This is a genomic window from Nocardia sp. NPDC005998, assembly GCF_040614395.1.
GTDB lineage: Bacteria > Actinomycetota > Actinomycetes > Mycobacteriales > Mycobacteriaceae > Nocardia.
This window is the reverse complement of the sequence record NZ_JBEXUI010000003.1, coordinates 304,802-328,449: the sequence shown is the minus strand read 5'-3', so window position 1 is coordinate 328,449 and position 23,648 is coordinate 304,802. Positions and strand designations below refer to the sequence as shown.

At 66.8% G+C, this 23,648-nt stretch carries 22 protein-coding genes; 12 read left to right on the top strand and 10 right to left on the bottom strand.

The annotated features are described in order from the left end of the window. The first annotated feature begins 53 nt into the window (after positions 1 to 53). From ABZ293_RS07965 to hemQ, 4 genes are all read left to right on the top strand, one after another. Complete coding sequence (locus tag ABZ293_RS07965; protein ID WP_355178380.1) at positions 54 to 1,400, top strand: protoporphyrinogen oxidase; 1,347 nt, start codon at positions 54 to 56, stop codon at positions 1,398 to 1,400. 522 nt (positions 1,401 to 1,922) lie between these two features. Then, entirely contained in the window at positions 1,923 to 2,393 is a 471-nt protein-coding gene (locus tag ABZ293_RS07960) for an Rrf2 family transcriptional regulator (protein ID WP_355178378.1), read from the top strand. Next, on the top strand, positions 2,390 to 3,625 hold the full coding sequence (locus ABZ293_RS07955; RefSeq protein ID WP_355178376.1) for a globin domain-containing protein: 1,236 nt from the start codon (positions 2,390 to 2,392) through the stop codon (positions 3,623 to 3,625). Before ABZ293_RS07960 ends, ABZ293_RS07955 begins: the two co-directional genes overlap by 4 nt. Positions 3,626 to 3,777: 152 nt before the next feature. Continuing rightward, complete coding sequence (gene hemQ, locus ABZ293_RS07950) at positions 3,778 to 4,473, top strand: hydrogen peroxide-dependent heme synthase (RefSeq protein WP_354950574.1); 696 nt, start codon at positions 3,778 to 3,780, stop codon at positions 4,471 to 4,473. 113 nt (positions 4,474 to 4,586) lie between these two features. Here the strand turns inward: hemQ and msrB are convergent, their stop codons facing one another. From msrB to ABZ293_RS07930, 4 genes are all read right to left on the bottom strand, one after another. Further along, positions 4,587 to 5,030, bottom strand: a complete 444-nt coding sequence (msrB, locus tag ABZ293_RS07945; RefSeq protein WP_355178374.1) for a peptide-methionine (R)-S-oxide reductase MsrB — start codon at positions 5,028 to 5,030, stop codon at positions 4,587 to 4,589. Positions 5,031 to 5,116: 86 nt separating this feature from the next. Further along, positions 5,117 to 6,478, bottom strand: coding sequence for a glycosyltransferase family 87 protein (locus ABZ293_RS07940; protein WP_355178372.1), 1,362 nt, complete (start codon positions 6,476 to 6,478; stop codon positions 5,117 to 5,119). Between the two features lie 137 nt (positions 6,479 to 6,615). Then, positions 6,616 to 8,172 (bottom strand): alpha/beta hydrolase, encoded by a 1,557-nt coding sequence (locus tag ABZ293_RS07935; protein WP_355178370.1) that lies wholly within the window; start codon positions 8,170 to 8,172, stop codon positions 6,616 to 6,618. Between the two features lie 125 nt (positions 8,173 to 8,297). After that, positions 8,298 to 9,059 (bottom strand): pyrimidine reductase family protein, encoded by a 762-nt coding sequence (locus tag ABZ293_RS07930; RefSeq protein WP_355178368.1) that lies wholly within the window; start codon positions 9,057 to 9,059, stop codon positions 8,298 to 8,300. A 35-nt stretch (positions 9,060 to 9,094) separates the two neighbouring features. Between ABZ293_RS07930 and zapE the strand changes: the two genes are divergently transcribed. Then, positions 9,095 to 10,111, top strand: a complete 1,017-nt coding sequence (zapE, locus tag ABZ293_RS07925; protein WP_355178366.1) for a cell division protein ZapE — start codon at positions 9,095 to 9,097, stop codon at positions 10,109 to 10,111. Positions 10,112 to 10,171: 60 nt separating this feature from the next. Then, on the top strand, positions 10,172 to 10,966 hold the full coding sequence (locus ABZ293_RS07920; protein WP_355178364.1) for a tyrosine-protein phosphatase: 795 nt from the start codon (positions 10,172 to 10,174) through the stop codon (positions 10,964 to 10,966). A 52-nt stretch (positions 10,967 to 11,018) separates the two neighbouring features. On the opposite strand, the gene ABZ293_RS07915 is transcribed toward ABZ293_RS07920, so the two are convergent. The 3 genes from ABZ293_RS07915 to ABZ293_RS07905 all read right to left on the bottom strand — a co-directional run bounded on the left by ABZ293_RS07915 (position 11,019) and on the right by ABZ293_RS07905 (position 12,159). Next, the gene (locus ABZ293_RS07915; RefSeq protein ID WP_355178362.1) at positions 11,019 to 11,510 is read right to left on the bottom strand and encodes a MarR family transcriptional regulator; all 492 of its coding nucleotides are present in this window, start codon (positions 11,508 to 11,510) and stop codon (positions 11,019 to 11,021) included. A 75-nt stretch (positions 11,511 to 11,585) separates the two neighbouring features. Further along, a complete protein-coding gene (locus ABZ293_RS07910) occupies positions 11,586 to 11,777 on the bottom strand; it encodes a hypothetical protein (protein ID WP_355178360.1) in 192 nt (63 codons plus the stop codon). After that, entirely contained in the window at positions 11,743 to 12,159 is a 417-nt protein-coding gene (locus ABZ293_RS07905; protein ID WP_355178358.1) for an ATP-binding cassette domain-containing protein, read from the bottom strand. Before ABZ293_RS07905 ends, ABZ293_RS07910 begins: the two co-directional genes overlap by 35 nt. A gap of 118 nt (positions 12,160 to 12,277) precedes the next feature. On the opposite strand from ABZ293_RS07905, the gene ABZ293_RS07900 reads away from it, so the two are divergent. Then, complete coding sequence (locus tag ABZ293_RS07900; protein ID WP_355178356.1) at positions 12,278 to 13,030, top strand: alpha/beta hydrolase; 753 nt, start codon at positions 12,278 to 12,280, stop codon at positions 13,028 to 13,030. Between the two features lie 6 nt (positions 13,031 to 13,036). Here ABZ293_RS07900 and ABZ293_RS07895 read toward each other — a convergent pair whose 3' ends face one another. Together ABZ293_RS07895 and ABZ293_RS07890 are read right to left on the bottom strand one after the other, a co-directional pair. Next, complete coding sequence (locus ABZ293_RS07895; RefSeq protein ID WP_355178550.1) at positions 13,037 to 13,567, bottom strand: GNAT family N-acetyltransferase; 531 nt, start codon at positions 13,565 to 13,567, stop codon at positions 13,037 to 13,039. 82 nt (positions 13,568 to 13,649) lie between these two features. After that, positions 13,650 to 14,876, bottom strand: coding sequence for an MFS transporter (locus ABZ293_RS07890; RefSeq protein ID WP_355178354.1), 1,227 nt, complete (start codon positions 14,874 to 14,876; stop codon positions 13,650 to 13,652). A 209-nt stretch (positions 14,877 to 15,085) separates the two neighbouring features. Here ABZ293_RS07890 and ABZ293_RS07885 point away from each other — a divergent pair, with 209 nt between their 5' ends. The 4 genes from ABZ293_RS07885 to ABZ293_RS07870 all read left to right on the top strand — a co-directional run bounded on the left by ABZ293_RS07885 (position 15,086) and on the right by ABZ293_RS07870 (position 20,866). Beyond that, complete coding sequence (locus tag ABZ293_RS07885) at positions 15,086 to 16,312, top strand: cytochrome P450 (RefSeq protein WP_355178352.1); 1,227 nt, start codon at positions 15,086 to 15,088, stop codon at positions 16,310 to 16,312. Positions 16,313 to 16,384: 72 nt separating this feature from the next. Next, the gene (locus tag ABZ293_RS07880; RefSeq protein WP_355178350.1) at positions 16,385 to 17,722 is read left to right on the top strand and encodes a cytochrome P450; all 1,338 of its coding nucleotides are present in this window, start codon (positions 16,385 to 16,387) and stop codon (positions 17,720 to 17,722) included. A gap of 60 nt (positions 17,723 to 17,782) precedes the next feature. Further along, complete coding sequence (locus ABZ293_RS07875; RefSeq protein WP_355178348.1) at positions 17,783 to 19,315, top strand: NAD(P)/FAD-dependent oxidoreductase; 1,533 nt, start codon at positions 17,783 to 17,785, stop codon at positions 19,313 to 19,315. Positions 19,316 to 19,918: 603 nt separating this feature from the next. Beyond that, complete coding sequence (locus ABZ293_RS07870; RefSeq protein WP_355178346.1) at positions 19,919 to 20,866, top strand: LysR family transcriptional regulator; 948 nt, start codon at positions 19,919 to 19,921, stop codon at positions 20,864 to 20,866. A gap of 101 nt (positions 20,867 to 20,967) precedes the next feature. On the opposite strand, the gene ABZ293_RS07865 is transcribed toward ABZ293_RS07870, so the two are convergent. Then, positions 20,968 to 22,068 carry a hypothetical protein gene (locus ABZ293_RS07865; RefSeq protein ID WP_355178344.1) on the bottom strand — a complete coding sequence of 367 codons (1,101 nt, stop codon included), beginning with the start codon at positions 22,066 to 22,068 and terminating at the stop codon, positions 20,968 to 20,970. Positions 22,069 to 22,637: 569 nt separating this feature from the next. On the opposite strand from ABZ293_RS07865, the gene ABZ293_RS07860 reads away from it, so the two are divergent. Then, positions 22,638 to 23,621, top strand: coding sequence for a hypothetical protein (locus tag ABZ293_RS07860; protein WP_355178342.1), 984 nt, complete (start codon positions 22,638 to 22,640; stop codon positions 23,619 to 23,621). The last annotated feature ends 27 nt before the right edge of the window (positions 23,622 to 23,648 follow it).

Sequence of the window (23,648 nt, the reverse complement as noted above, 5' to 3'; positions counted from 1 at the left end):
CGAAGGCGAGGGGCGTGGTCGGCGCGGATCCACGGGAGGGCTACGGTCGCGACATGAGAATCGCGGTAGTCGGGGGCGGGATCAGCGGGCTTGTCGCGGCGTACCGGTTGCGGGTGCTGCTCGGTGCGGAAGCCGACATCGTTGTGATCGATCGGGCCGCGCGGCTCGGTGGGATTCTCTATACCGGCGAATTGGCCGGGGAACCTTTGGATCTCGGGGCGGAGGCGTTTGTCGGGCGGCGGCCGGAGGTGCCGGAACTGCTGCGGGAACTCGGCCTCGAAACGCAGTTGGTGGTTCCGGCCGGGTTGCGGCCGCTGGTCTGGTCGCAGGGCCGTGCGCATCCGCTGCCGGAACGCACCCTGATGGGTATTCCGTCGAATGCCGAATCGATGCGCGGACTGGTCGATGCCGAAACGCTCGAGCGGATCGAGACGGAATCCCGGCGGCCGCTGGGCTGGTATCCGGATGCCGATATGGACGTCTACCGCCTGGTCGCCGACCGGTTCGGCGTGCAGGTCGTCGAACGCAGCGTCGATCCGCTGCTCGGCGGTGTCTACGCGGGCAGTTCGCGTTCCATCGGCGTACGCGCCGCGCTGCCGACCCTCGCCGCCGCACTCGATGATGGCGCGCCGAGCCTGACCCACGCGGTTGCCGCCGCCATGCCGCCGCCCTCGAACGCTCCCGTCTTCGGCGGTCTGCGCGACGGCTATCGGGTGCTGTTGGATACGTTGGCCGCGAAATCCGGGGCGGAATTCGTCACCGCGACCTCGGCCACCCATCTGGTCCGCGCGTCCCATGGCTGGGTGCTCGAGCCGGTCGGCGGTGTAGACGCGGTGGTGCTCGCCACTCCCGCCCCGGTAACCGCGAACCTGCTGCGCCCGTTCGCCCCCGCCGCCGCATCCGCCGCTGCTGGCATCGAGCTTTCCTCATCGGTCGTTGTGGCCCTCGGTCTTCCGCGCGACACCGCGCTGCCCCAGAACTCCGGGATCCTGGTCGCCACCGGAGAACCCCTGCGCGCCAAGGCATTCACCTTGTCGAGCCGCAAATGGACGCATCTGGCGGAGCGCGGAACCGCTGCGGTCCGAGCATCATTCGGCAAATTCGGCGACGATTCACCCCTGCACTGGTCCGACGCTGACCTGATCGCCGCCGCGACCGAGGACCTCGCCACAGTCACCGGCGCGACCATAGAACCGACCTCCGCAGTGGTCCAGCGCTGGCCCGGCGGCCTCGCCCAATATGCCCCCGGCCACAACGGCCGCATCGCCGAAATCGAGTCGGCCATAGCCGATTTCGATGGTCTCGCCGTCGCGGGTGCCTACCTGCACGGCGTAGGCGTCCCCGCGTGCGTATCCTCCGCCACCGCCGCCGCCCGCCGCGTAGCTTCCATCCTGACCTGAACCGCCACCCCCTGATTCGCTCAATGCCGCGCGCTGTTGTCCCGCGTTCTGCCGCCATCCCGAGTCGAACCGCCGCACCCTGCGCGGTGCGATGCGCTGTTTGTCCACCGGATCGCTACCACCGTTACTCGCACTGCGATTCGTACTGGGGCTTGCGGCGCGACTTTCCGCGGGCTGCGCACGTCTAGTGCCCGCTTCGCGCAAGTTGTATGCCTATCGCGAAGCGGCCAATAGGTGTGTGCCAGCTCACAGACTGGGTCGGGCGTACGAGGTCGGGTTGCTGTCGTCCGAGTGGCCGGTGAGTCGCGAGCGTCCCGGGCCGCCGGCGGTGGTGCGCCGAGGGCGGGTTCGGGCGGCGCAGTAACCCACATGGGTTCCAGGCGTGTGATGCATATCGCACAGGGAGTTGAACGCGGGGTGATCGGGCATTGTCGCTGCACCAAAAACCGCACGGTATTGCGTAATTAAGGACACTGTGGCCGGGGGCTGTGGCAGGGGTTGCTCGTCGGTAGCGTCGGGGGCATGCAGCTCTCACGGTTCACCGATATCGGCTTGCGGGCCATCATGCGGTTGGCGGTGAGTGACGAGGCGGACGGCCGGGTGACTACTCGGTTGATCGCTCGGCAGGTCGATGCCTCCGAACATCATGTTGCGAAGGCGGTTTCGCGGCTGATCGAACTCGGTCTGGTGCAGGCGCAGCGCGGTCGCACGGGTGGTCTGTTCATCACCGCGGCGGGTCGAGCGGTATCTGTCGGGTGGTTGATTCGGGAACTCGAGGACGATCGGGAAGTGGTCGTCTGCGCGGGCGACCATCCGTGTCCGCTGGTGGGCGGGTGCCGGTTGCGCCGGGCGTTGGCCGATGCCAAGGAGGCGTTCTACCGGGAATTGGATCGGTACACCCTCGACGGACTCGTCACCGCGCCGACGTCCGGATTGCTGCGTCTGCTCGCCACATCAGCGGCGGGCGAATATGCGAATAAGGAGATGTCATGAACACCGCGGTCCGTAGCGAACCGGAGCTCGAAGCGCAGCACGCCGAAATCATCCGCGCCACACTGCCTTTGGTGGGCGCGCAGGTGGACGAAATCACGAAGGTGTTCTATCGCACTCTCTTCGGCAATCATCCCGAACTGATCCGCGACCTGTTCAACCGCGGCAACCAGGCACAGGGCTCCCAGTCGCGGGCGCTGGCCGCCTCGATCGCGACCTTCGCCACCTATCTCGTCGACCCGGATCTCCCGCACCCGGCCGCCATGCTCGCGCGGATCGGCCACAAGCACGCCTCGCTCGGTGTCACCGCCGAGCAGTACCAGCTCGTGCACGACAATCTGTTCGCCGCAATCGTGGAAGTACTCGGTGCGGATGTCGTCACCGAACCGGTGGCCGCGGCCTGGGACCGGGTCTACTGGCTGATGGCCGACGCGCTGATCGACCTGGAGAAGCAGCTCTACGTGGCCGCCGGTGTCGAACCCGGCGATGTGTTCCGGGACGTGACCGTCGTTGCCCGCGCCGACGACCCGTCCGGCGTCGCGGTGTTCACCGTCGAATTCGTCGACCCGTCCGCGCCACTGCCGAGTTTCCTACCGGGCCAATATATTTCGGTCGGCGTGCACCTACCCGATGGCGCCCGCCAGCTGCGTCAGTACAGCCTGGTCAACGCCCCAGGAGACGGCACGCTGTCGTTCGCGGTGAAGCGGATCGACGCCACTGGCGGCTGCCCGGCGGGCGAGGTGTCGTCGTGGTTGCACCACACCGTGCGCCCCGGCGACGCGCTGCAGGTCAGCCTTCCGTTCGGCGATCTCGTCATCGATACCGACGCGACCACGCCACTGGTTCTGATCTCCGCGGGCGTCGGCGCGACCCCGACGATCGGAATCCTCGAACACCTCGCCGCGAACACGCCGGACCGTCGCACGGTCGTGCTGCACGCGGACCGTTCGCCGCAAACCCATCCGTTGCGAGAGCGCCTGCTCGAACTCGGCACTCGGCTCCGCTGCGTCACGCTCGAACTCTGGTACCAAGACCCATCCGAGGGCGCGCATCTGGGCCTGATCGACCTGTCGCAGGTAGATCTGCCCGCCGACGCCGATATCCACGTCTGTGGCGGGGCCGAATTCCTGCACTCGGTACGCACCCAACTGCACGCCGCGGGCGTGCCCGGGGAGCGCGTCCATATTGAGCAGTTCACCCCGACCGACTGGCGGCTGGACGTCAGCCCGGTGTAGCAGCGGCGGCGATCATGGCGGCGCGCCGGGGCCCAATGTGACCGCGCGCCAACCATGCTCATGCGCCGCAGACGGCGCACATTCGGCAACCACCCGCGGCGACGACAGCCCACGCGGACACCCTGACCGCCCGCAGTGGCACGATAGGAATCATGGCGCGACTCGACTATCAAGCACTCAACTCCACCATCCGCTACCTGATGTTCTCGGTGTTCCAGGTACAGCCGGGGGTGTTGGGGGACGACCGTGAAGGTGCCATCAAGGAGGCGCGGGCATTCTTCGATGGCCTCGCCGAGCGGGAGATCGTAGTGCGCGGTATCTACGATGTCGCGGGGATGCGCGCTGATGCCGACTTCATGATCTGGTCGCATGCCGAGCGGGTCGAGGATCTGCAGGCGGCGTACGCGGACTTCCGGCGCACCACCGAACTCGGCCGGGCCAGCGCTCCGGTGTGGAGCAATGTGGCGCTGCACCGGCCCGCCGAATTCAATAAGAGCCACATCCCGGCGTTCCTGGCCGGTGAGGACCCGGGCAATTACATCTGCGTGTACCCGTTCGTGCGCTCCTACGAGTGGTACCTGCTGCCCGACGATGAGCGCCGCAAGATGCTGGCCGATCACGGCAAGGCCGCGCGCGGCTATCCGGATGTGCGCGCCAACACCGTGAGCTCCTTCGCGCTCGGCGACTACGAGTGGATCCTCGCCTTCGAGGCCCCGGAGCTGCACCGCATCGTCGACCTGATGCGCGATCTGCGCGCCACCGAGGCACGTCTGCACGTCCGCGAGGAGGTCCCCTTCTTCACCGGTCCCCGCGTCGAGATCGACAAGCTCATCGCCGCCCTGCCCTGATCCATGCCCCTCGGCGAGCCGGAGCGGGGGCGGCGACCGCGCATGCCCCAGGATTTCGGGGCATGCGCAACAAGCCGGTCGGTCTGTATCTTTCGCTGAGCGCGGCAGCCGTTCTACTCCGCTGCACTGCCCGAGGGGTGCAGCTGCAGGGCGATGGAGTTGATGCAATAGCGCTTATCGGTGGGCGTGTTGTATCCCTCGCCCTCGAAGACGTGGCCGAGGTGGCTGTGGCAGTTCGCACACAGCACTTCGACCCGCTGCATGCCGAGCGTGTCATCCGAGCGTAGGATGACCGCTTCGGATTTCGCCGGATCGAAGAATGACGGCCACCCGCAGTGCGAGTCGAATTTCTCGGTGCTGCGGAACAATTCGGCACCACACGCCCGACACACATACACCCCTTCGGTCTTGGTGTCGGTGTACTCGCCGGTGAACGGGCGTTCGGTCGCGGCCTGTCGCAGCACCGCGTACTCCTCCGGATTCAGCTTGGCCTTCCACTCCTGTGGGGTCAGCTGGATGCGCGGCTCGGGTAGGGACGTCTCGGCGTCGGAACTCATTGCTCCACGCTAATAGGTTTCCGACAGCAATGCCGCCCGCGACCCCGCAGTCGTGGGCCGGAACCCCGGTTCTGGCCCACTGGTCGCTACTGCACCGCGCTCGGCTGCGGTTCGGCCCGCAATGACTGCTCGGTCTCCCGGCCGTTCACGACCGAATTGTCGGCGGTGTCGGCGTGTGCGCCGGAATCCGCTGCGACCCGGTGCGGTGCCACTAAGACCGCATCCGGCGACTCCGGCGACCGCATCCACTCCGGATCGATCCCGGACTGCAGCCGACCTTCGCGCCGCGCCGCCAGGTACCGGTCGCCGAGCACGCAGGCGATGACGATCAGCAGCAGGCCCCAGCCGAAGGTGATCCGCAGGTATTCCACGTTGCGCCCCAGCCCCTGCCAGCGGTCGGAGAGCCACTTGTCGTAGGACATGAATCCGAATACCGCCAGCCACGCGGGCCAGTTCCGCATTACCGAATTGCGCAACACCACCGACATCAGCAGCGGGAACAGCATCATCGAGTAGTACATCTGCCCGAGCGAGTTGAGCAGGAACTCCGCGGTCATCAGCACGCCGGAGGCGGTGGCCACGAAGAACAGTTCATCGTCGCGGTAGTAGCGGTAGAGCAGCCACAGCGAGATGAGCACCATTACGCCCATCAGAATGCGGATGCCCCAGGTCAGCCACAGCGGCAACCCGTAGTACGCGGCATTGCCGACGATCGCACTGTTGAAGTAGTCGCGCGGATCGGACAGATAGCGCGCGGTCCTGGTGAAGAATTTGTCCGGATCGGCCGATAGCGGCCAAGCGATCGCGGTCAGTGCCAGCGGCACGCCGATAGCGGTATAGAAGACCTTCCACTGCCCACGGGCCGCCGCGATCAATACCAGCGGCGCCAGCGTCGGCTTCACCGCAATGCTCAAACCCAATATCGCACCGGCCCACAGATCCCGCCGCGCGAGCAGCAGCATCATGAAGACCACCTCGGCCAGCAGCACGCACCCGTTCACATTGGTGAAAACCAGTGTGTTGATGACGGTTTCGGAGCTGAACATGGCCAGCAGCAGGATCGGCGCCGCCATCGAGGAGAGAGTGAACTTGAACAGCTTGAGCAGCAGATACCAGGCCAGGATGATGGCGGCCGCGTTCAACAGAATGAAGCACCAGCGCGACTTCTCCGGGTCGATCAGCGCCAGCGGCGCGATCAGCAGGGTGCCGCTGGGCGGATACAGGTAGTGCGGATCCACCAGATCGTAGTTCGCGGTGTAGACCGGCCGGTGGTTGAGAAACGCCAGTGAGGCGTTGTAGACCGGTTTGAAGTCATCGGTGATGAACCCGTTGACGGCCTTGATGAAGACCCGGTTGAGCACAGTCATGACCGCGAGGGGCCAGAGTGCGAACTTGATCACCTCGGCGGTGGTGCGAGCGGTGCGAGGCTCGAGCTGTCGAAGTAACACTGGGGCACGGTACACCGGATCCGCTCACGACGGTTGCCTGGACCTACCTGGCGCGCCGACGTTAGGGGATCATGACCGTGCCCCTATCTCTCGGCTTCGTCATTTTCCCTAGTGGGCTGTGCCGACGCTCGGCTCGCTCATGCCGGGCACGCGGTGCCGTCGGCGGGGAGCTTGGCCTCCTTCAGGTAGTCGACGAGAGCCCGTTGCGCACAACCGGAATGGGCGAAAACCGGATGTCCCCAACCCTGCCAGGCGATCGCGGCCTTACGCGCGCCAGCGGCGCCGAGCGCACCGGTGACCGAGGCCTGGCCGCCATCGCCGACCATCGGATCCGCGACCCCGCCGAGGATGAGGACGGGCAGGTCCAGCTTCTCCGGCAGTGGCGGCGCGGCACTGACCGGCCAGGCGACACAGGCCATCATGCCGATCGCCGCCGACCTGCCGAAGACCGGATATTTCGTGCCCCAGGTATCGGTGAGCTCCTTGGCCTTGGTCGGGCTCGGTGGCAGCTGGTTATCGGTGCAGCGGTTGACGAACTGGCCGTCGGCCGCGGTGGCGGCGGATTCGCGCTGGATCAGCGTCCCGAGCGGTCCGCGATCGCCGCGTCCGGCCGCCGAGAGCGCGTCGGCCAGTTCGGCGATCCGCGCGGATTGGTCGCGCGGACCGGCGAGGAATCCGGACAGCCCGGTCAGCAGCGCATTCGCTGAAATGTCACCCAGTCCGCCGCTGCCCGCCTTGCGCACGAGATCGATGATCGCGGCGCGCGGATCCGGGCCGAGTGAGCAGCCGATCCCGGTGCAGCGCTGGGCGAATGCCGTGACCGCCGCCTCCGCGCCCTGGACATGCTGTTCGGTTCGGGTGACCGCGTCGGTCCCGACGGCCTCCGGCGAATCGAGGACCAGGCGCGCCAGATGGTCGCCGAATTTGCGCGCGTAGCTGAGCGCGACCTTCGCGCCGTTACCGGAACCGAGCAGGTCGATCCGGTCGACCTGCCACTGCCTGCGCAGCTGTTCGATGTCGTCGGCGGCGTGCGGTGCGTCGAAGGTGCCCTCATAGGGCTGCAGGAAATCGCGGCAGGCGATGGTGGCGTCCTGGCTGAATCCGGTCACCGCGTCGACCGGATCGCTTGCACCCGGCCCGAATTGCCCGTTATCGGCCAGACCGCGGCGGGCATCGATGGGCATACAGTCGATCGGCTGCGATGTGCCGAGACCACGCCGGTCCACCGCGACGATCGGGCGACTGGCCAGCAGACCGTTGCCCGCGCCGACCGCGAGCCCGGCCAGCGTGGCGGTGGATGACCGGTCCGCGCCGGAGGTGATGACCAGCGGCGCGACATCGGTCGGGGTCTGTGGCAGCCGGGCCCGCATGGCGCCGGTGCGGAAGTTGCCGAGCACGCCGCCGGTCGAGTCGATCGGTGTGGTGTATTCGGCGCAGTCCAGGACCAGACCGGACGGCGCGGGGCCGAGACCGAGCAGGTCGAGCGTCGGCGTGGTGCAATCGCGCCAGGTCAGGTCGGTTTTGGGGACACCGGCCGCCGGCGGCGGCGCGATGGCCGTGGTCGGGTGCGGGCCAGCACCGCCCTGGGGCGCGCGCTCGACGGCAACGCCGGGGCGATCAGAAGGGCCCGCACCGCATCCGGCGATCATGATCGAGAGTGTCGAGGCCAGCACGACGGCCCGAGTCCAGTGCATGCGCTACAGCCTGCCAGGTTCGTGCGGTTGTTTCACAAAGCAGGCGTAGATGTGGTGCGGTGCGGTTCGGCGCGACCGTCCATGCGCAGGTATCGCGCGGTCGGTGCGTTCGCTTGTCTCAACGATCATCGGCGGGTCCAACGAGTCAGCATCGTGCCGTCGTCGTCGAGGAGGATGTGCCTGCGCACCATCGGCATGCGGAACTCGTGCGCGGACAGCGATATTCGTCGGGCCGTACCGCCCACGAGCACCGGCGCGGTGGTGAGGCACAGTTCGTCGACCGCATCCGCTGCCAGCAGTTCACCGAACAGATGCGGTCCGCCCTCGCACAGCACGCGCTGCAGTCCGAGGTCGGCCAGTGCGCTGAGCAGTCCCTGCGGGGTGATCGCGACGCCGCCCGCCTCGACGACCCGCGCGCCCGCATCGGCGAGTTGCTGTTTGCGATCCGCTGGCGCGGTGCTGGTCGTGATGATCAACGGCGGCACGGCGGTCTCGGTGAACAGCCGCGCGCCCGGATCCAGCGCGGCGCTCGAGGTGACCACCGCGATCGGTGGCGATGCACCGTCGCGATGGCCGCCGATACCGCGGTCGTAGAGGGCGCGCCGCAGTTGCGGATCGGTCCGCGCGCCGCCGTAGTTCTCCGCACGCGCGGTACCGGCGCCGACCACGATCACGTCGGCTAGTTCGCGCAAGATCGTGAAGACGGTCTTGTCGGCGGGGGTGCCCAGTCCCTCGGAGAGATCGCCGCTGGTAGCCGACCCGTCGATGCTGGCGACGAAATTGGCCCGAACCCAAGGAACCTGGGGATCGGTGGGGTAGGCATACAGGTCCGCCAGGTTGTCGCGGCTCAGTCCTGTGAGCTGGATCGCATTGTGGATACGCTGCATGAAAGAAGATCACACCACGTCATTAGGCTTCGACCATGCAAGAACGCCTTGTCGATCGCCATCCGGAGGTTCCGGCGGACCAGTTGGTCGCCCAGATGGTGCCACCGCCCATGTTCGACGAGGTCAGTTTTGCCTCCTACATTCCGGACCCGAAGGAGCCGAGCCAGGCAGCCGCGGTCCGCAAGGCCGAGGATTTCGCCGGGCAGGTCGCCAAGATCCACCAGGCGGCCAATAAGAAGAGCCTGTTCGGCAAGAAGAAGCAGATCAGCGGTGCCGGGCTCTACCTCGACGGCGGCTTCGGCGTCGGCAAGACCCACCTGCTCGCCTCCATCTTCCACAGCGCCCCCGCGCCGAAGTCCTTCGGCACCTTCGGTGAACTCACCAACCTCGTTGGCGCACTTGGCTTCAACAATGCCCTCGAGCGGCTCGCGGCGAACAGCGTGCTGTGCATCGACGAATTCGAACTCGACGATCCCGGCGACACCATGCTGGTCTCGCGGCTGCTGACCGAGCTGTCCGCGCGCGGTGTCTCGATCGCCGCAACCTCCAACACCCTGCCCGGCCAACTGGGTGAGGGGCGCTTTGCCGCCCAGGACTTCCTGCGCGAGATCAAGAAGCTCGGCTCGATCTTCGAGGCCGTACGCGTCGACGGTCCGGACTACCGGCACCGCGATCTGCCGCCCGCGCCCGAGCCCACCTCGCCCGAGCTGCTCACCGAACGGGCCTCTGCCACAGCGGGTTCCACGCTCGACGAGTTCGACGCGCTGCTGAAGCACCTGAGTACGCTGCACCCGTCCAAGTACGGTGCGCTGATCTCCGGGGTGTCGTCGGTGTACATCTCGAATGTGCATCCGGTGACCGATCAGGCGGTCGCGCTGCGCATCGTCGTGCTCGCCGACCGACTCTATGACGCGAGCGTTCCGGTGACCGTTTCCGGTGCGAAGCTCGATGAGATCTTCTCCAAGGAGATGCTCGACGGCGGGTATCGCAAGAAGTACCTGCGTGCGATTTCGCGTCTGCTGGCGCTGTCGCGCTTCGAGGTCGCGGCGTAGTCGCTCTGGCCCAGAGGGGTTCGGGGGAATAGTCCTGCAGTCGATGATCGGAGCGCCGTCATGGTCCGTCGTACCCTTCGAGTCCCGGTGGCACTGGCCGCCGGTCTCACCGTCGCCTTCGGGCCGCTGGCAGGCATTGCACTGGCCGATCCGGTCGGTGTCGCCGATGCGGTCACCTTCGATCGTTCGCTGAACCTGCAGGGCGTGCAGAACGGCCGCGATGCGGGCGGCTACCGCACCACCGACGGCCACTGGGTGCGCACGGGGCTGGTCTACCGCACCGGTCAGCTCAATAATGCGACTCCGGCCGATCTGGCCGTGCTGAGCGAGCACCAGGTGCGGGTCGTCGACGATCTGCGCACCGTTTACGAGCGCACTATCGCCGCGGACCGCCTCCCACCGGGTGCGGCGGCCAACTGGGTCGATGTCATCGGCCAGGCCCCGCCGCAGACCCTGGTCACCACGCTCACCGGCGGCGACGACCTGTACCGGGCGTTCATCACCGCGCCCGGGGCGAATCAGGCCTTCGCCTCGGTGCTGCGCGACATCATCGACACCGATGGTGCCGTCCTGTTCCACTGCACCGCAGGCAAGGACCGCACCGGCTGGACCGCCGCGGTCCTGCTGACCATCCTGGGCGTCGACCGCGATACCGTGACGGAGGATTACCTGCTGTCCAATCAGTACCGCAATGCCAGCCCGAACGATCCGCTCAACGGTGTCTCGGCCGCGTGGCTGGACGCCGCCTTCGACCAGGCGAACCGGACCTACGGGAGTTTCGACAACTACGTCCGCGACGGTCTGAAACTCACGACCGATGAGGTTGCTGCGTTGCGGGCGAAGCTGCTCGCCTGATTCCGGCCTGTCACGCAGCCGATTTCGGGCCCGGCCGATCGTGCCCGACGGCTCAGGACGGACGGTCCGCGTACCACCGATCGATCAATGCGGGCAGCTCCTTGCCCATCCACACGAAGAACTCGTGCATATCCCGAACTCGTGCGGCGTCGGCACCATCCGGGTCGTCGAAAAGTGCGAGCCCGCGTGCGGTCATATTGGTGAGATCGGTGTACATCCCGCTCTGCTGGCGGGTCAGCTCCGGCAGCACCCCGGGCCGGATCGCGTAGTAGTCCTTGCGGTCGCCCGGCTTGGAGATCTTGTCCACCCAGCGCATGGTGACCAGCGTCTTCAATGCGGAGGAGATGGAACCCTTGGACGCCTGCAGTGCCTCGGCGATCTGGCCGAAGGTCTGCTCCGGCGGATTGCTGACCAGCAACCACCCCGCGGCCCGACCCACCATCCGGACCAGGCCCATCCGCTCGAGGACGAGCGCGAGATCCTCCACGAATGCCAACTGTTGCGCGGTCGGCGCGGTGGTCTGCGCGTTGTCGGTGGTGCTCATCGGAGAAGTATCCCTTCCAAGACGCGGATAGCGGTAAACGGGGCGGACCGTGTCGGTCCGCCCCGTTCGGGTCGGTCAGACCGCCAGATCGCGGCGATCGAAGGCGCCCAGCGCCAGCACCAGGGCCACGGCGGCCACGATCACCAGCACTACCAAATGGATGCCGTTCCAGCCGGTCACCAGCGGTGTGCCGCCATTGGCCCAGTAGAAGGGCGACAGCTTGCGAACGAAGTCACCGCCGAGATTGTTGGCGAGATAGCCCGCCACCGCGACCAGCGACGCCGAACCCAGTGTCACCGAACGCTTTCCGGTGGCCGCGCCGACCAGCAGCGTGATCGTGCCGACGACCAGTGCTAGCAAGCCGAGCCCCGCGCTGGCCCTCGATCTCGAGTTCGCCCGGCAGGTAGCCGATGCGCTTGCGTAGTTCCGCACCGCCGACCCGTGGCTCGACGCCGAATACCTCCACACGTCCCGCGGTCGGCCGGATCAGATCGAGCAGGATGCGGATGGTCGTGGACTTGCCCGCAACGTTGGGGCCGAGGAACCCGAACACCTCGCCCTGGCCGACCTCCAGGTTCAGGTCGGTGAGTGCGATATGCCTGCCGTAGTGCTTGGTCAGGCCCTCGGTGCGGATCGCGGCGGTGGTCATTGAGACTCCTTCGAGAGGGTTCCAGGTCCTGCATGTTCCGCAAGAACTGATCTGTTCAGTAAAGACTGAACAGATAGAACGTGTCAACCCTTCGTATCGGTACCACTACGATCCCGACATGACGAAGTTCACGACCTGGGACGGACTGGAGCTCAACTACCGCGTTTGGGAGGGCGAAGGCATTCCGGTCGTTTTGCAGCACGGGGTGGTCGCCGATACGAATGCCAACTGGATGGGCACCGGCGTGGTCGGCGCGCTACAGGCTGTCGGGCGCACCGTGGTCTCCCTGGACGCGCGCGGGCACGGCCGTTCCGAGAAACCGCACGATGCGGCCCGCTACACGTGGACGGGGATGGCGCGCGATGTCAGTGCGCTCTACGACGAACTCGGCTTCGATCGCGTTGTGCAGGTGGGTTATTCGATGGGCGCGATCATTTCACTGCTGGTAGCGGGCGCGGACCGACGGGTGGCGAAACTGGCGGTCGGTGGCATCGGCTCCGGGGTGCTGGACTGCGGCGGCGTCGATCGGCGCGTCATCGATATCGACGACCTGCGCACTGCCATGCGTGGTGCTGGTGCGGGCGCGCCGCCGATCGCGATGATGTTCCGGATTCTCGCCGATGCGGTGCGCGCCGATCGCGACGCCATCGAGGCGGTTGCGACCGGACTGGACGAGGAGCCGATCAAATCCCTGGCCGACATCACGATGCCGAGCTTGGTGCTGGCGGGGGATAAGGACCCGTTCGCGGCCGAGCCGGAGCGGCTCGCCGCCGCGCTACCCGACGGCACGTTGCGGGTGGTCCCCGGTGACCATCTGATGGCCGTGGTGGATCCGGCCTTCCATGCCGCGCTGATCGAATTCCTGGACTGATTCGGCTCAGAAAACCAGCCGCATGACGAAGTCGTGATGCAACTGACTGCCGACCAGGAAGGTTTTGGTGCCGACCCGCTCGAACCCGTGCTTGCGGTAGAACCGCTGGGCGCGCACGTTTTCCTGGTTCACGCCCAGCCACACCCCTGCCGCACCGTCTGCGCGCCCGCGCTCGAGCGCGGCATTCATCAGCGCCTTCGACACCCCGGCCCCGTGGTGGCCCGGCAGCACGTACATTTTGCTGATCTCGACGACCGGCCGCAGGTCGACCGCCTTGGCAACCTCGGGGTCGGCCGGATCGCCGTAGTGCAACATCGCGTAGCCGACGATATCGCCGTTCGTGACCGCCTTGAGCACGATGCGGGTGGGGTCGGTCAGGTACTCGCCGAAGCGTTCACCGGAGAGCACCTCGGTTATGAAGATCTCGATATCTTCCGGGGTTGCGTGCGGCGGGCATGCGAGCGGAAAGGTCGCGGCCGCAACGTCGCTGAGGGCTTCGGCGTCCCATAATCCGGCCCGGTCGACGATGACTGGGATGTTGCTCATGCCTACGCCTCGCTGGCGCTCGGCTCCGGCATGCGCAACGCGCGCTGGCATATGACTCGCTCGCTCCGCTCGCTCATGTGTCCAGTACAGCATGGCCTTCGTTCGACGCGGAAAGTTCATCCGGTTCGGAACGGGAATGGAATACGCGTGCGAGTCCGATAACGATCGCCATGAACAGCACCGGGATCACGAATCCGATCCGATGTCCGAACCCGGCGGCAATCGCGCCGACCAGCCCGCCGCCGACGAGTGTGCCCGCATAGTTGAACAGGTTCAGTCGCGCGATGAGTGCGTCGAGCTGGCGTCCGCTGGTCAGCTGTCCGGCCTCGCTGAAACACAGTGGCGCGACAACGCCGGTACCGAAACCGCCGACCAGGAACCCCGCGATCGCGACCGCAGGCCCTGGTGCGGCGACCGCGATGGCGAGCCCGAGCACACCGATCGCGCCCGCGACGCGCACCACCCGGCGTCCGCCGAGCCGCCGCACCCACAGGTCTCCGGATAGCCGCGCGGTCAGTGATGCGCACTGATAGACGGCCAGCGCCAGCGCCGCGGTGGACGAACTGGCCAGCAGATCTTCCTTGAGATACAACGCCGACCAGTTGCTGACGGTGAGGTCGATCGCGAAGACGAGCGAGGCCGCGATGCCGAAGGCGAGGTATTTGCGCAGCGGAACCATTCCGGATGCTGCGGATTCGCTCTCGGCTATCTCCGCGGGACCGGCCTCCGCCTCCTGCGCGCTGAGCAGGCGCGGACCGATGACCAGTCCGACCACGAGGACCAGCCCCGCCGCCGTCAGCAGCGATTCGCGCAGTGTGACATCCAGGGCCTCGCAGGTGGAGACGAACAGCGCGCCGATGATCGATCCGGCGCTCCACACCGCGTAGAACGAGGACAGGATGAACGTCCCGTACCCGTGCTGGATGAACACACCCTGCATATTGGTGCTCGCGTCGACGATACCGACCGCGACCCCGTACAGCCCAAGCGTGATCAGCAGGACGGGCGTATTCGGCGCCATCGCGATCGCGCATCCGGTGACCGTGATCCCGAACAGCCCGATCCGCACCGTGACCCGGCTGGACCAGCGCGTGGCCACCTGCTCGGCCGCCACGCTGCCCACGCCGGCCAGGATCGACACCAGGACCACCGAACCGGCGATCAGACCGTCGGAGAGTCCGAAGCGATCCTTCTGCTGGGGCAGTTCGGTGAGTACGACGGCGAAGAAAAAGCCCTGCAACCCGAATGCCAACGAATTCGCGATCCGGGCGCCGCGCAGGATAGGAGAAATCGGTCCCATTTGCGGAGACTATCGGCCCGGCCGCGGTCGTGCCGAGCGAAGTGGTCCACGGTCATCCTTTCGTCGGACGCGGCGCGCGCGACAGACGGACGGCGGTCATCCTTTGGCCAGATACGGCCGCGATCGATGGCGCGGGTGGTCGAGGTCGGTATCGCGTGCCACTATCGAAGGGGCGCAAGACAACTCGCGAACCGGAAAAGGTCGATCGAATGAGACAGCTGCCGCAGGACTTCTTTCGTACACCGTATGCCTTCTACGCGGAGCTTCGCGCCGAAGGCCCTGTACACGCCATCGAGCTGAGCAGCGGCGTTCGCGCCTGGCTGGTGGTGGATCTGGATGCCGCGCGCGAGGCGTTGCGCCATCCGAGCATCCGCAAGGACCCGCACACCGAGGCGAGCCGCAGGGCCAGGGGCCTGCCCACCGGTGACACCGGTGTCGGCGCGGTGAATGCCCGCCTCAGCTACCACCTGCTGAATACCGATCCGCCCGAACACGCGCGGCTGCGCCGACTGGTCACGCCCGCATTCGCACCGGCTCGGATCGAAGCGCTCGCCCCGCGCGTACTCGCGATCGCCGACGAATTGCTCGACCGGATGGCGGCGGACGGCGGTCGCGTGGATCTGTTGTCGGAGTATGCATTTCCGCTGCCCATTACCGTCATCTGTGAACTGCTCGGGGTGCCGGTGGCCGATCGCGCGGAGTTCCGGGAATGGTCGCGGATCATCGTCGAACCATCGACCGCCACGGAGGAGGAGATGCGGCAGGCAACCGCAGCCATCGCCGATTACTTCGAGCGGTTGATCGCGCGACGCCGCGCCGAGGGTTTGGGCGAGGATCTGGTCTCGGACCTGATCGCCGCCAAAGCCGATGATGATCGCCTCACCGACGACGAACTGACCTCGATGGTGTTCCTCATCCTGGTCGCCGGCCATGAGACCACCGTGAACCTGATCGGCAATACCGTGCTCACCCTGCTCTCGGATCCGGTGCGCTACCGAGCGCTGCACGGCAATCCGGAGGACGTGCCCGCGTTGATCGAGGAGATGTTGCGCTACGACGGCCCGGTGAACGTCGCGACCCTGCGCTACACGACCGCCCCGATCACCCTCGGCGATATCGAAATTCCCGCCGATGAACTGGTACTCGTCGCTCTTGGTTCGGCCAACCACGACGAACGGCGCTTCAACGCCGCCGCCGACTTCGATCCGCGGCGGCCCGCCTCCGGCCACCTGGCCTTCGGTCACGGCATCCACTACTGCCTCGGCGCCGGCCTGGCTCGGCTGGAGGCGCGTGTCGCCATCACGCGGCTGGTCGAGCGGTGTCCGGACCTGCGACTGGCCGCCGACGGCGGGGAATTGCGCTGGCGGGAGAGCATACTCATCCGCGGTCTGCACGATCTTCCCGTCGAATTGGCGGGTGCGCCCGCCCTGCGCTGATCCGGCGTTGTGCCCGAGGCTCTTCCGTCGCGCCCGGAAACTATGGAACAGTGCATAGAACCGGGCGTAACGATGCGTCCGGCGCCGGATGCGGAGGAGACGAAGACTGTGGCCTATCCACCCGGCCCACCGATCCCGGCGCTGCTGCAGGGCTTGCTCTACATCCGCAACCGTGCGCAGATGCTGCCACCGCTGCGGCAGCGCTACGGTGACGTCTTCTCGGTGCAAGTACCGCCGTTCGCGGACAATCTCGTCGTATTCACCCGCCCCGAGCACATCAAGGAGATCTTTGCGGGCGACCCGCGCGATCTGCACGCGGGCGAGGGCAACCAGATCCTCGGTCCCATCATGGGCCAACATTCGGTGCTGACGACCGATGAGGGCGAACACGCCAGGGCCCGCCGATTGCTCATGCCCGCATTCAATGGCGCGGCACTGCGCGGTTACCGCGATCTGGTCGCGGAAATCGCGGCCGCGGAGGTCGACCGCTGGCGGCCCGGTTCGACGGTGATCACCCTCGACCGGATGAACGCGCTCACCCTCGAGGTAATCATGCGCGTGGTCTTCGGTGTCACCGACGAGCGCACGCGCGCCGCGCTCGCACCGCGCCTGGGCCGCATCGTCACCATCGGCCCGCTGCAGTACATCGGGCTGATGAAGCCCGCGCTGCAGAAGTACCCGCCGTGGCAGTCCTTCCACGGCAATATGGCCGCCATCGATGACCTGCTCTACGCCGAGATCGCGGCCCGGCGCACCGCGCCCGACCTCGCCGAACGCACAGATGTCCTATCGCGGCTGCTGCAGGCGGGCGGAGATTTCGACGACGAACCACCGCTGACCGATGCCGAACTGCGCGACCAACTCATCACCCTGCTGCTCGCCGGTCACGAGACCACGGCCGCCGCGCTGTCCTGGGCACTGTACGAACTCGCCGTCGATCCGGAGGTACAGCGCGAGGCCCACCAAGCGGTCCGCGCCGAGGACGACAAGTCACTCGAGGCCGTCATGAAGGAGGCGATGCGGATGCGTACGGTCATACCGGGCGCGGTCCGCAAACTCACCAGGGATATGACCATCGGCGGCTGGGATCTGCCCGCGGGCACCGTGGTCGCCTGCTCGATACTGCTGGCGCACCGCAGCCCGCAGAATTACCCGGACACCTGGACCTTCCGCCCGTCCCGTTTCCTCGACGGGGAGGTCGAGCCGAATACCTGGCTGCCCTTCGGCGGCGGGGTGCGCCGCTGCATCGGTGCGGGATTCTCGCTGATGGAGGGCACCACGGTGCTACGCGAGATCCTGTCCCGGTACCGCCTGGACGCGCCGGCGGGGGCGAAGCCCGAACGCGGGAAGGTGCGCAATATCACCACCGTCCCGCGGGGCAAGGCCAGGATTCTAGTCACCCCCCGTTAAGGTTCGTGAAATCGCACCGAGGCTTTGCCGCATTCGCGTGAGCGACGTAATCTCCGTGCCATGACGAGCGGGAACCGCATCGCGATCGTAGGTGCGGGCATCGCAGGCCTCGCCTGCGCGAAGGTGTTGCGCCAGGAGGGTTTTCCGGTCGAGGTATTCGACCGGACCCCGGACGTCGGTGGAGTGTGGAGTGCGACGCGCCGGTATCCCGGCCTGCGCGCACAGAACAGCAAACACACCTATCACTTCTCCGACTTTCCGATGCCCGATGACTATCCGCGGGTGCCCGACGGGCAGCAGATGCAGGAATACCTCGACGGGTATGTGCGCCATCACGGCTTCGGCGAGAGCCTGCGCCTGGGCACCGAAGTGGTCGCCGCCGACCCGGTGGACAGCGGCTGGCTGCTGGAGATCCGCGACCACGTCGGCGTCCACCGCACCTCCTGCGATCATCTGGTCATCGCCAACGGTGTGTTCAATGAGCCCGCGGTGCCCGACTTTTCCGGAGCCGACCGGTTCCGGCAGGCGGGCGGGCAGATCGGCCACGCCTCGGAGTTCCTCGATGTCGAGTGGGCGCGGGGCAAATCGGTCGTGGTGGTCGGCTATGGCAAGTCGGCCTGCGATATCGCCGAGGCCATCAGCCATGTCGCGGCCTCGACGAATGTGGTCGCCCGCAGGCTGATGTGGAAGATGCCGCGCAAGCTGGCCCGTGGGCTGACATACGAGCGCATGATGCTGACCCGGTTCGGCGAGGCGCATTTCCGCTATCAGCAGCTCAATCGGATCGAGCGGTTCCTGCACGGCCGCGGGTACACCTTCCGCGACAGCAACTTCGACGTGATCCAGGAACTCGCCACCAAGAAGTCGCATCTGCGCGAGCTCGGTCTGGTGCCGGAGGGCCGCTTCGAGGAAATTGCCGAGAGCACCATCAGCGTGGTCACCGAGGATTTCTTCGAGAGGGTCGGGATGGGGCTGATCACGGTGCACCGGGACAGCACCATCACCGAGATGTTCGCCGACCAGCAGGGCCCGGCCGTGCAACTGTCCAATGGCACGACCGTGCAGGCCGACATCGTCATCTGCGCCACCGGATTCCACCAGCGAGTGCCGTTCCTGACCCCGTATGTGCAGCGTCAGCTCACCGACGACGACGGCAATTTCCGGCTGTACCGGCAGATCCTGCCCATCGGCGTCCCCAATCTGAGCTTCGTCGGCTACAACTCCTCGGTTGTCAGCGCGCTGAGCGCCGAGGTCGGCGCGCATTGGACCGCCGCTCTGCTGCAGGGGCGTCTGGCGCTGCCGCCCCACCAGGAAATGGCCGGGCAGGTCGACGAGCGGCTGCGCTGGATGGCCGAACGCACCGGTGGCCACCATGCGCACGGTACCGCCATCACCCCGTTCTCCATTCACAATCTCGACGAGATGCTCGCCGACCTGAAGTTCCGCCTGCCGCGCAGAACCCGTGCGGCGCAATGGTTCCGCACGATCCGGCCGTCCTCGTACCGCGGGCTCGCGGATCGACCGAAGGGTCCGGTGGTGATTACGGCGCCGGATGCGACGCCGCAGGTTTCCGCGGAGCAGCGCACGCCGTGAGGTTGTGAAGGTGTAGAACCGGTCGCTCTCACGCATTTCGGCATCGATCACGCTGACGGTGGGGTTGCTCACGAATCGGAGCGTTCCGTTCATGGGCGCCCCCATTCATCGTGAGTGGCGGCAGCCCAGTGTCGGAGTGCTGTGTGGCGCCCGAGATTCTTCCGCACCGGCTGCCGAGGTCGATTGCCAGTAATGCGCTGGAACCGCGCGGATCTTCCCCGACGGTGATGTGCGGCAGTCCGGTCGCGGTGTCGGATCGCAGTGGGGGCGGTGCGTGTTCAGATGCGATATTGCTGTCGCCCATGACCGCATGGGCGACGATGGTGGTCTCATGGCTCTTGGTCTCGTGTGCTAACCGGTGCAGGTATGGCCGGTGGACAGCGGCTGGGGCGTGGGGCCGAATCTCGGTTTGTGACCGCCCATTGATTTGCTCAGTGCGAGTGTGCGTTTCGCGGTTGAGCCGGTTCAGAGTGTGACCGCTCGCATTGAGCACCGCGCGTATGGACCGGACGTGTTGTTCTGCCGAAGGAGAGTTCGAGGACCGGGCAGCGCGGGTGCCGTCTTCGTCAATGGCAGGATCCGCGCCGGATTATCACCGACGCAATGTTGGTTATCAGTCATTTCATTCTGGATAATCCAGGAGTGGACGCGGTCGATATGAATCTGCTGGTTGCTCTGGATGCGCTGCTGGAGACCAATAGCGTCACGCAGGCCGCCGAGCGGCTGCACACCTCGGCGCCCGCGATGAGCCGGACGCTGGCCCGGCTGCGTCGCGTGCTCGGCGATCCGCTGCTGGTGCGCGCCGGCCGCACACTGGTACCCACGCCGCGCGCGCTCGAATTGCGTTATGAGGTGAGTGTTCTGGTCGAACAGAGCCGGACGCTGCTCACCCCGCGCGGCGCGCTCGACCCGACCACGCTGAAGCGCGGTTTCGCGGTGCAGGCCGACGATATGGTGATCGACGAGCTGACAGCGCCGCTGCTGGCGGCCGTCCGTGCACAGGCGCCCGGTGTGACGCTGCACTTGCTCTCGGACAGTTCGGAAGGCACCGCCGCACTCCGCGACGGCCGCGTCGATATCGAGGTCGGCGTTATCGACCACACCGATCCGGAGACCACCGTGCAGCGCGTGCTGCGCGACCGGGTGATCGGCGTAGCCGCACCGGACCACCCGCTGATCACCGACCGCGTCACGGTGGCGCGTTTCGCCGCGGCCGCCCACCTCGGCATCTCGCGCCGCGGCCGCGCCCGCGGCCCCATCGATGACCGCTTGGCCCTGCACGGCCGCACCCGCCGCGTGGTGGCCACCGTTCCCAACCTGACCGCCGCACTGCTGGCGGTCCGCTCCGGCGACCTCATCTGCCCGGTCCCCGCGGCCCTCACCGCGACGACCCGCACCGCATTGGGCTTATCCGCCTTCGAAATTCCCCTCCCACTGCCCGAAGTCGCAATCGCAATGGCTTGGCATCCGCGCAATACCGCCGACAACGGCCATCGGTGGCTGCGCGAGTTGATCCGGACCACGCTCACGGCGCTACAGCCGTCTCTCTAGGGGGCGTTGGGCCGTTTCTCCTGCCCGCACCCTGCTATATCGGCGTAGAGCCGCTACGGGTGCCGTGCGGGTGTGCGAGAGGTGCGGAGACGTGGAGGCGCTCAGCCCTCGGTGCGGACGGCGAAAGTCGGGTCCACGCCGGGGAGTTCGTTGCCGGAGGTGGTGGTTGGTTCGGGGCGGCCGAAGGGGCCGTTCGGATTGCGCTTGAGTTCATCGAGCATGGCTTGCAGTTTGTCGACGTGGGAGGTGTCCTCGCTGGTGCTGGCATGGTGGGCGCCCGCGGTGATTGCACCGCTGTCCTCGGCGCGGGGCGCGGTCATGCCGGAATCGAGCCGGGGAGTGGGGGATTCGTAGCCGTTGCGGGGCGGGGAGGTGAGCGGTTCGAGGCGGCCGTTGCTCGAGCCGATCGAGCCGTAGTCGAGCCGGTCGCTGGCGGTCGGAGGCTCGAGGCGGTTGGTGTAGCCGGGCGTGGCCGATTCGGTGAGGTTGGCCGGTGTGGCCGAGTCGAGCCATTCGCCGCGGGTCGTGGGTCCGGCGTGGGGTTCGCTGCGGTAGCTCGGGGGGACGGCGGGCGGCACGGGCTGTGGCGTCCGCGCGGGGAGGGGGACGGGCTCGTTCGGTGTTGCGGGACCGAAGGGTTCGAGGCGTTCGTTACGGGCTATCGGCGCGGTGAATTCGGTCCGTGCAGGGCGGGAGGCGGCTTCGTCGGGCGCGGCGAGGCGTTCGTTGCGGCCGGTCACGACGTCCAGGCGCTCGTTGTTTCCGGTCGCGGCATCATTGCTCGTGGTCCCGGTGCTGAGGCGCGGACTGCCGCCGGTTGTGGTGTCGAGGCGTTCGATGTGTGTGGTCGCGGCGTCCAGGCGTTCGTTGCGCCCGGTCACCGAGTCGGACCCGGTTGCGGTCTCGTTCCGTGTGGTGACGGCTTCGAAGTGGTCGGCGTGCCCATTGACATGTCCGAGGCGATCCCGGCGCGACGGAATCGGCTCGCGCCGTTCACGCTTCGCGGGCACCGGCTCGGGACGGCTGCTCGGCGTCGGGCTACCCGGTTCGTCCGCCCCGGTCTCGACCTGCTCCAATCGCGACCCGATCTTGGAAACATCCTCCGCCGTACGGAACGCCCACGCCTCCAACTTGGCCAGGCGACCGGCCAGGTTGCGGTCATCGTCCACGTGGGCGGCGACCGCATCGAGCTTATTGCTCACCTCACGTAGTGTCGTTGCGAGACTCGACAAGATAGCGCCGATCGCTTCGCCGCTCTGCTCGTCGTGGTCCATCCCATACCTTCTTCCCCATCTATTGCGGCGCTCCCGGGTCCTCCGTGGTCAACGCAAGCTACCGCCTCCCGGCCCCGTCGCTCACGCCGCAGGTATCGCCCCGAACTCAGCTCGTGGCGCGCCGATTCTATCCGTCGATCGGTAGGCACGTGGCTCGAGTACCGGCGGCGTCCGCGCGATGGGGCATTCGTCCGATTGCGCAGCGGCTTTCGTCCCTCCGTTCCGCGGGCACTGGTCCGTTTTCGCCGGGTGTCCCGCCGTGTCCGAGGAATGGTGGCAAGTATCAATCGATCGAAATTACTGTGGCAATGCTCTCGTGTGTCGCACCGAAATCGCTTGTGAGACAGCGCACATCTGCTGGTCGAGGGCCATTTCGGGGTTGTGGCGCACCCGAGCGCGGGGTATAGGGGGCTAGCGGGCGCGCCAAAGCTGGCGCACTCTTGATCTATGGCGTAGGTCGCCTGATCTGCGGTGGTTTTGGGCAGGGGTGTGGTCGCGTGAGAACGAAGCAGCGCGTCGAGCGGGCGTGCGGGCGTCGGGCGCTGCTCGCCGAATTGGGATTGGCGGACAGTCGCGTCACGGACACCCGGACCGACGGTGGAGCACCCGCGGTCAGTGGATCGGCGCGGAGCGTGGGATACGGCTGCACGTGTCCGGAATGTGCCGCTGCGCAATGGGATATCCAGCGGCTGAAATATTGGCTCTGCGGCAGACTCGCCGCATACGGTGCGGATGCCGCCGAGGTGGACCGCCGTGTCGGCGATATACCGGTGGACGTGCTGTGGCGCAGCGGTACACGGCAGTTCGCCATCGAGGTCCGCACCGGACCGCTGGATCGGGAATCGGCCCAGCACCACACGGCTCGGCTGCGCTCCTCCGGCTGCGAGGGTGTGCTCTGGCTGTGCCCGTCCGGTTACTGGGTCACGCATCTGCCCGCGCTCGGCATCGCGGACTTCGCTCCACCCGCCTGCGACTACCGGATCGAATCGGGGATGTTGGATGCCTCGAACAGCGCAGTCGTCGTGCCGCGCCGCGAACCTTATGAGCTGCGCGATTTCCTGTACGGCTGGGTGCGCGGCGAGATCGCGTGGGGCTACCGCGATGTGATGACAGGAGGATGGGCCACCGTGACCGACTGGGAACGCCACACCAGGACGCAGGCCAGCGTCATCGCCCGCCAGCGCCAGGAACTGGTGAACCAACGCACCACCCTGGCGCTGTCCCGAAAATCCGTGCGGGACAAGCAGAAGCAGATCATGAAGCTCACCACCCGCCTGGAACGCGCCGAGGACTCCGCACAGGAACGCGCGGATTCACTGGCCGAGGTCAAGCGCAAGCTCGACGACCATCACCGCATCGATACCTCGCTGCGCGCCAATATCGCCAGCTTGGAGAAGACGATCGGCCACTGGCAGCTCATCACCTACTGCGCGATGATGCTGATCGTCACATTTCTGGCCGGGGCGATGTTCGTGCGCTGAGGCGAGGCGGGCCGTCCGCAGCGGAGT

Coding starts and splice junctions, on each gene's coding strand:
- ABZ293_RS07920 (WP_355178364.1), top strand. CDS start 10,172: ATGGTCCGTCGTACCCTTCGAGTCCCGGTGGCACTGGCCGCCGGTCTC.
- ABZ293_RS07870 (WP_355178346.1), top strand. CDS start 19,919: ATGTTGGTTATCAGTCATTTCATTCTGGATAATCCAGGAGTGGACGCG.
- ABZ293_RS07935 (WP_355178370.1), bottom strand. CDS start 8,172: ATGCACTGGACTCGGGCCGTCGTGCTGGCCTCGACACTCTCGATCATG.
- ABZ293_RS07890 (WP_355178354.1), bottom strand. CDS start 14,876: ATGGGACCGATTTCTCCTATCCTGCGCGGCGCCCGGATCGCGAATTCG.
- ABZ293_RS07930 (WP_355178368.1), bottom strand. CDS start 9,059: ATGCAGCGTATCCACAATGCGATCCAGCTCACAGGACTGAGCCGCGAC.
- ABZ293_RS07900 (WP_355178356.1), top strand. CDS start 12,278: ATGACGAAGTTCACGACCTGGGACGGACTGGAGCTCAACTACCGCGTT.
- msrB (WP_355178374.1), bottom strand. CDS start 5,030: ATGAGTTCCGACGCCGAGACGTCCCTACCCGAGCCGCGCATCCAGCTG.
- hemQ (WP_354950574.1), top strand. CDS start 3,778: ATGGCGCGACTCGACTATCAAGCACTCAACTCCACCATCCGCTACCTG.
- ABZ293_RS07915 (WP_355178362.1), bottom strand. CDS start 11,510: ATGAGCACCACCGACAACGCGCAGACCACCGCGCCGACCGCGCAACAG.
- ABZ293_RS07905 (WP_355178358.1), bottom strand. CDS start 12,159: ATGACCACCGCCGCGATCCGCACCGAGGGCCTGACCAAGCACTACGGC.
- ABZ293_RS07960 (WP_355178378.1), top strand. CDS start 1,923: ATGCAGCTCTCACGGTTCACCGATATCGGCTTGCGGGCCATCATGCGG.
- ABZ293_RS07955 (WP_355178376.1), top strand. CDS start 2,390: ATGAACACCGCGGTCCGTAGCGAACCGGAGCTCGAAGCGCAGCACGCC.
- ABZ293_RS07875 (WP_355178348.1), top strand. CDS start 17,783: ATGACGAGCGGGAACCGCATCGCGATCGTAGGTGCGGGCATCGCAGGC.
- ABZ293_RS07880 (WP_355178350.1), top strand. CDS start 16,385: ATGCGTCCGGCGCCGGATGCGGAGGAGACGAAGACTGTGGCCTATCCA.
- zapE (WP_355178366.1), top strand. CDS start 9,095: ATGCAAGAACGCCTTGTCGATCGCCATCCGGAGGTTCCGGCGGACCAG.
- ABZ293_RS07885 (WP_355178352.1), top strand. CDS start 15,086: ATGAGACAGCTGCCGCAGGACTTCTTTCGTACACCGTATGCCTTCTAC.
- ABZ293_RS07965 (WP_355178380.1), top strand. CDS start 54: ATGAGAATCGCGGTAGTCGGGGGCGGGATCAGCGGGCTTGTCGCGGCG.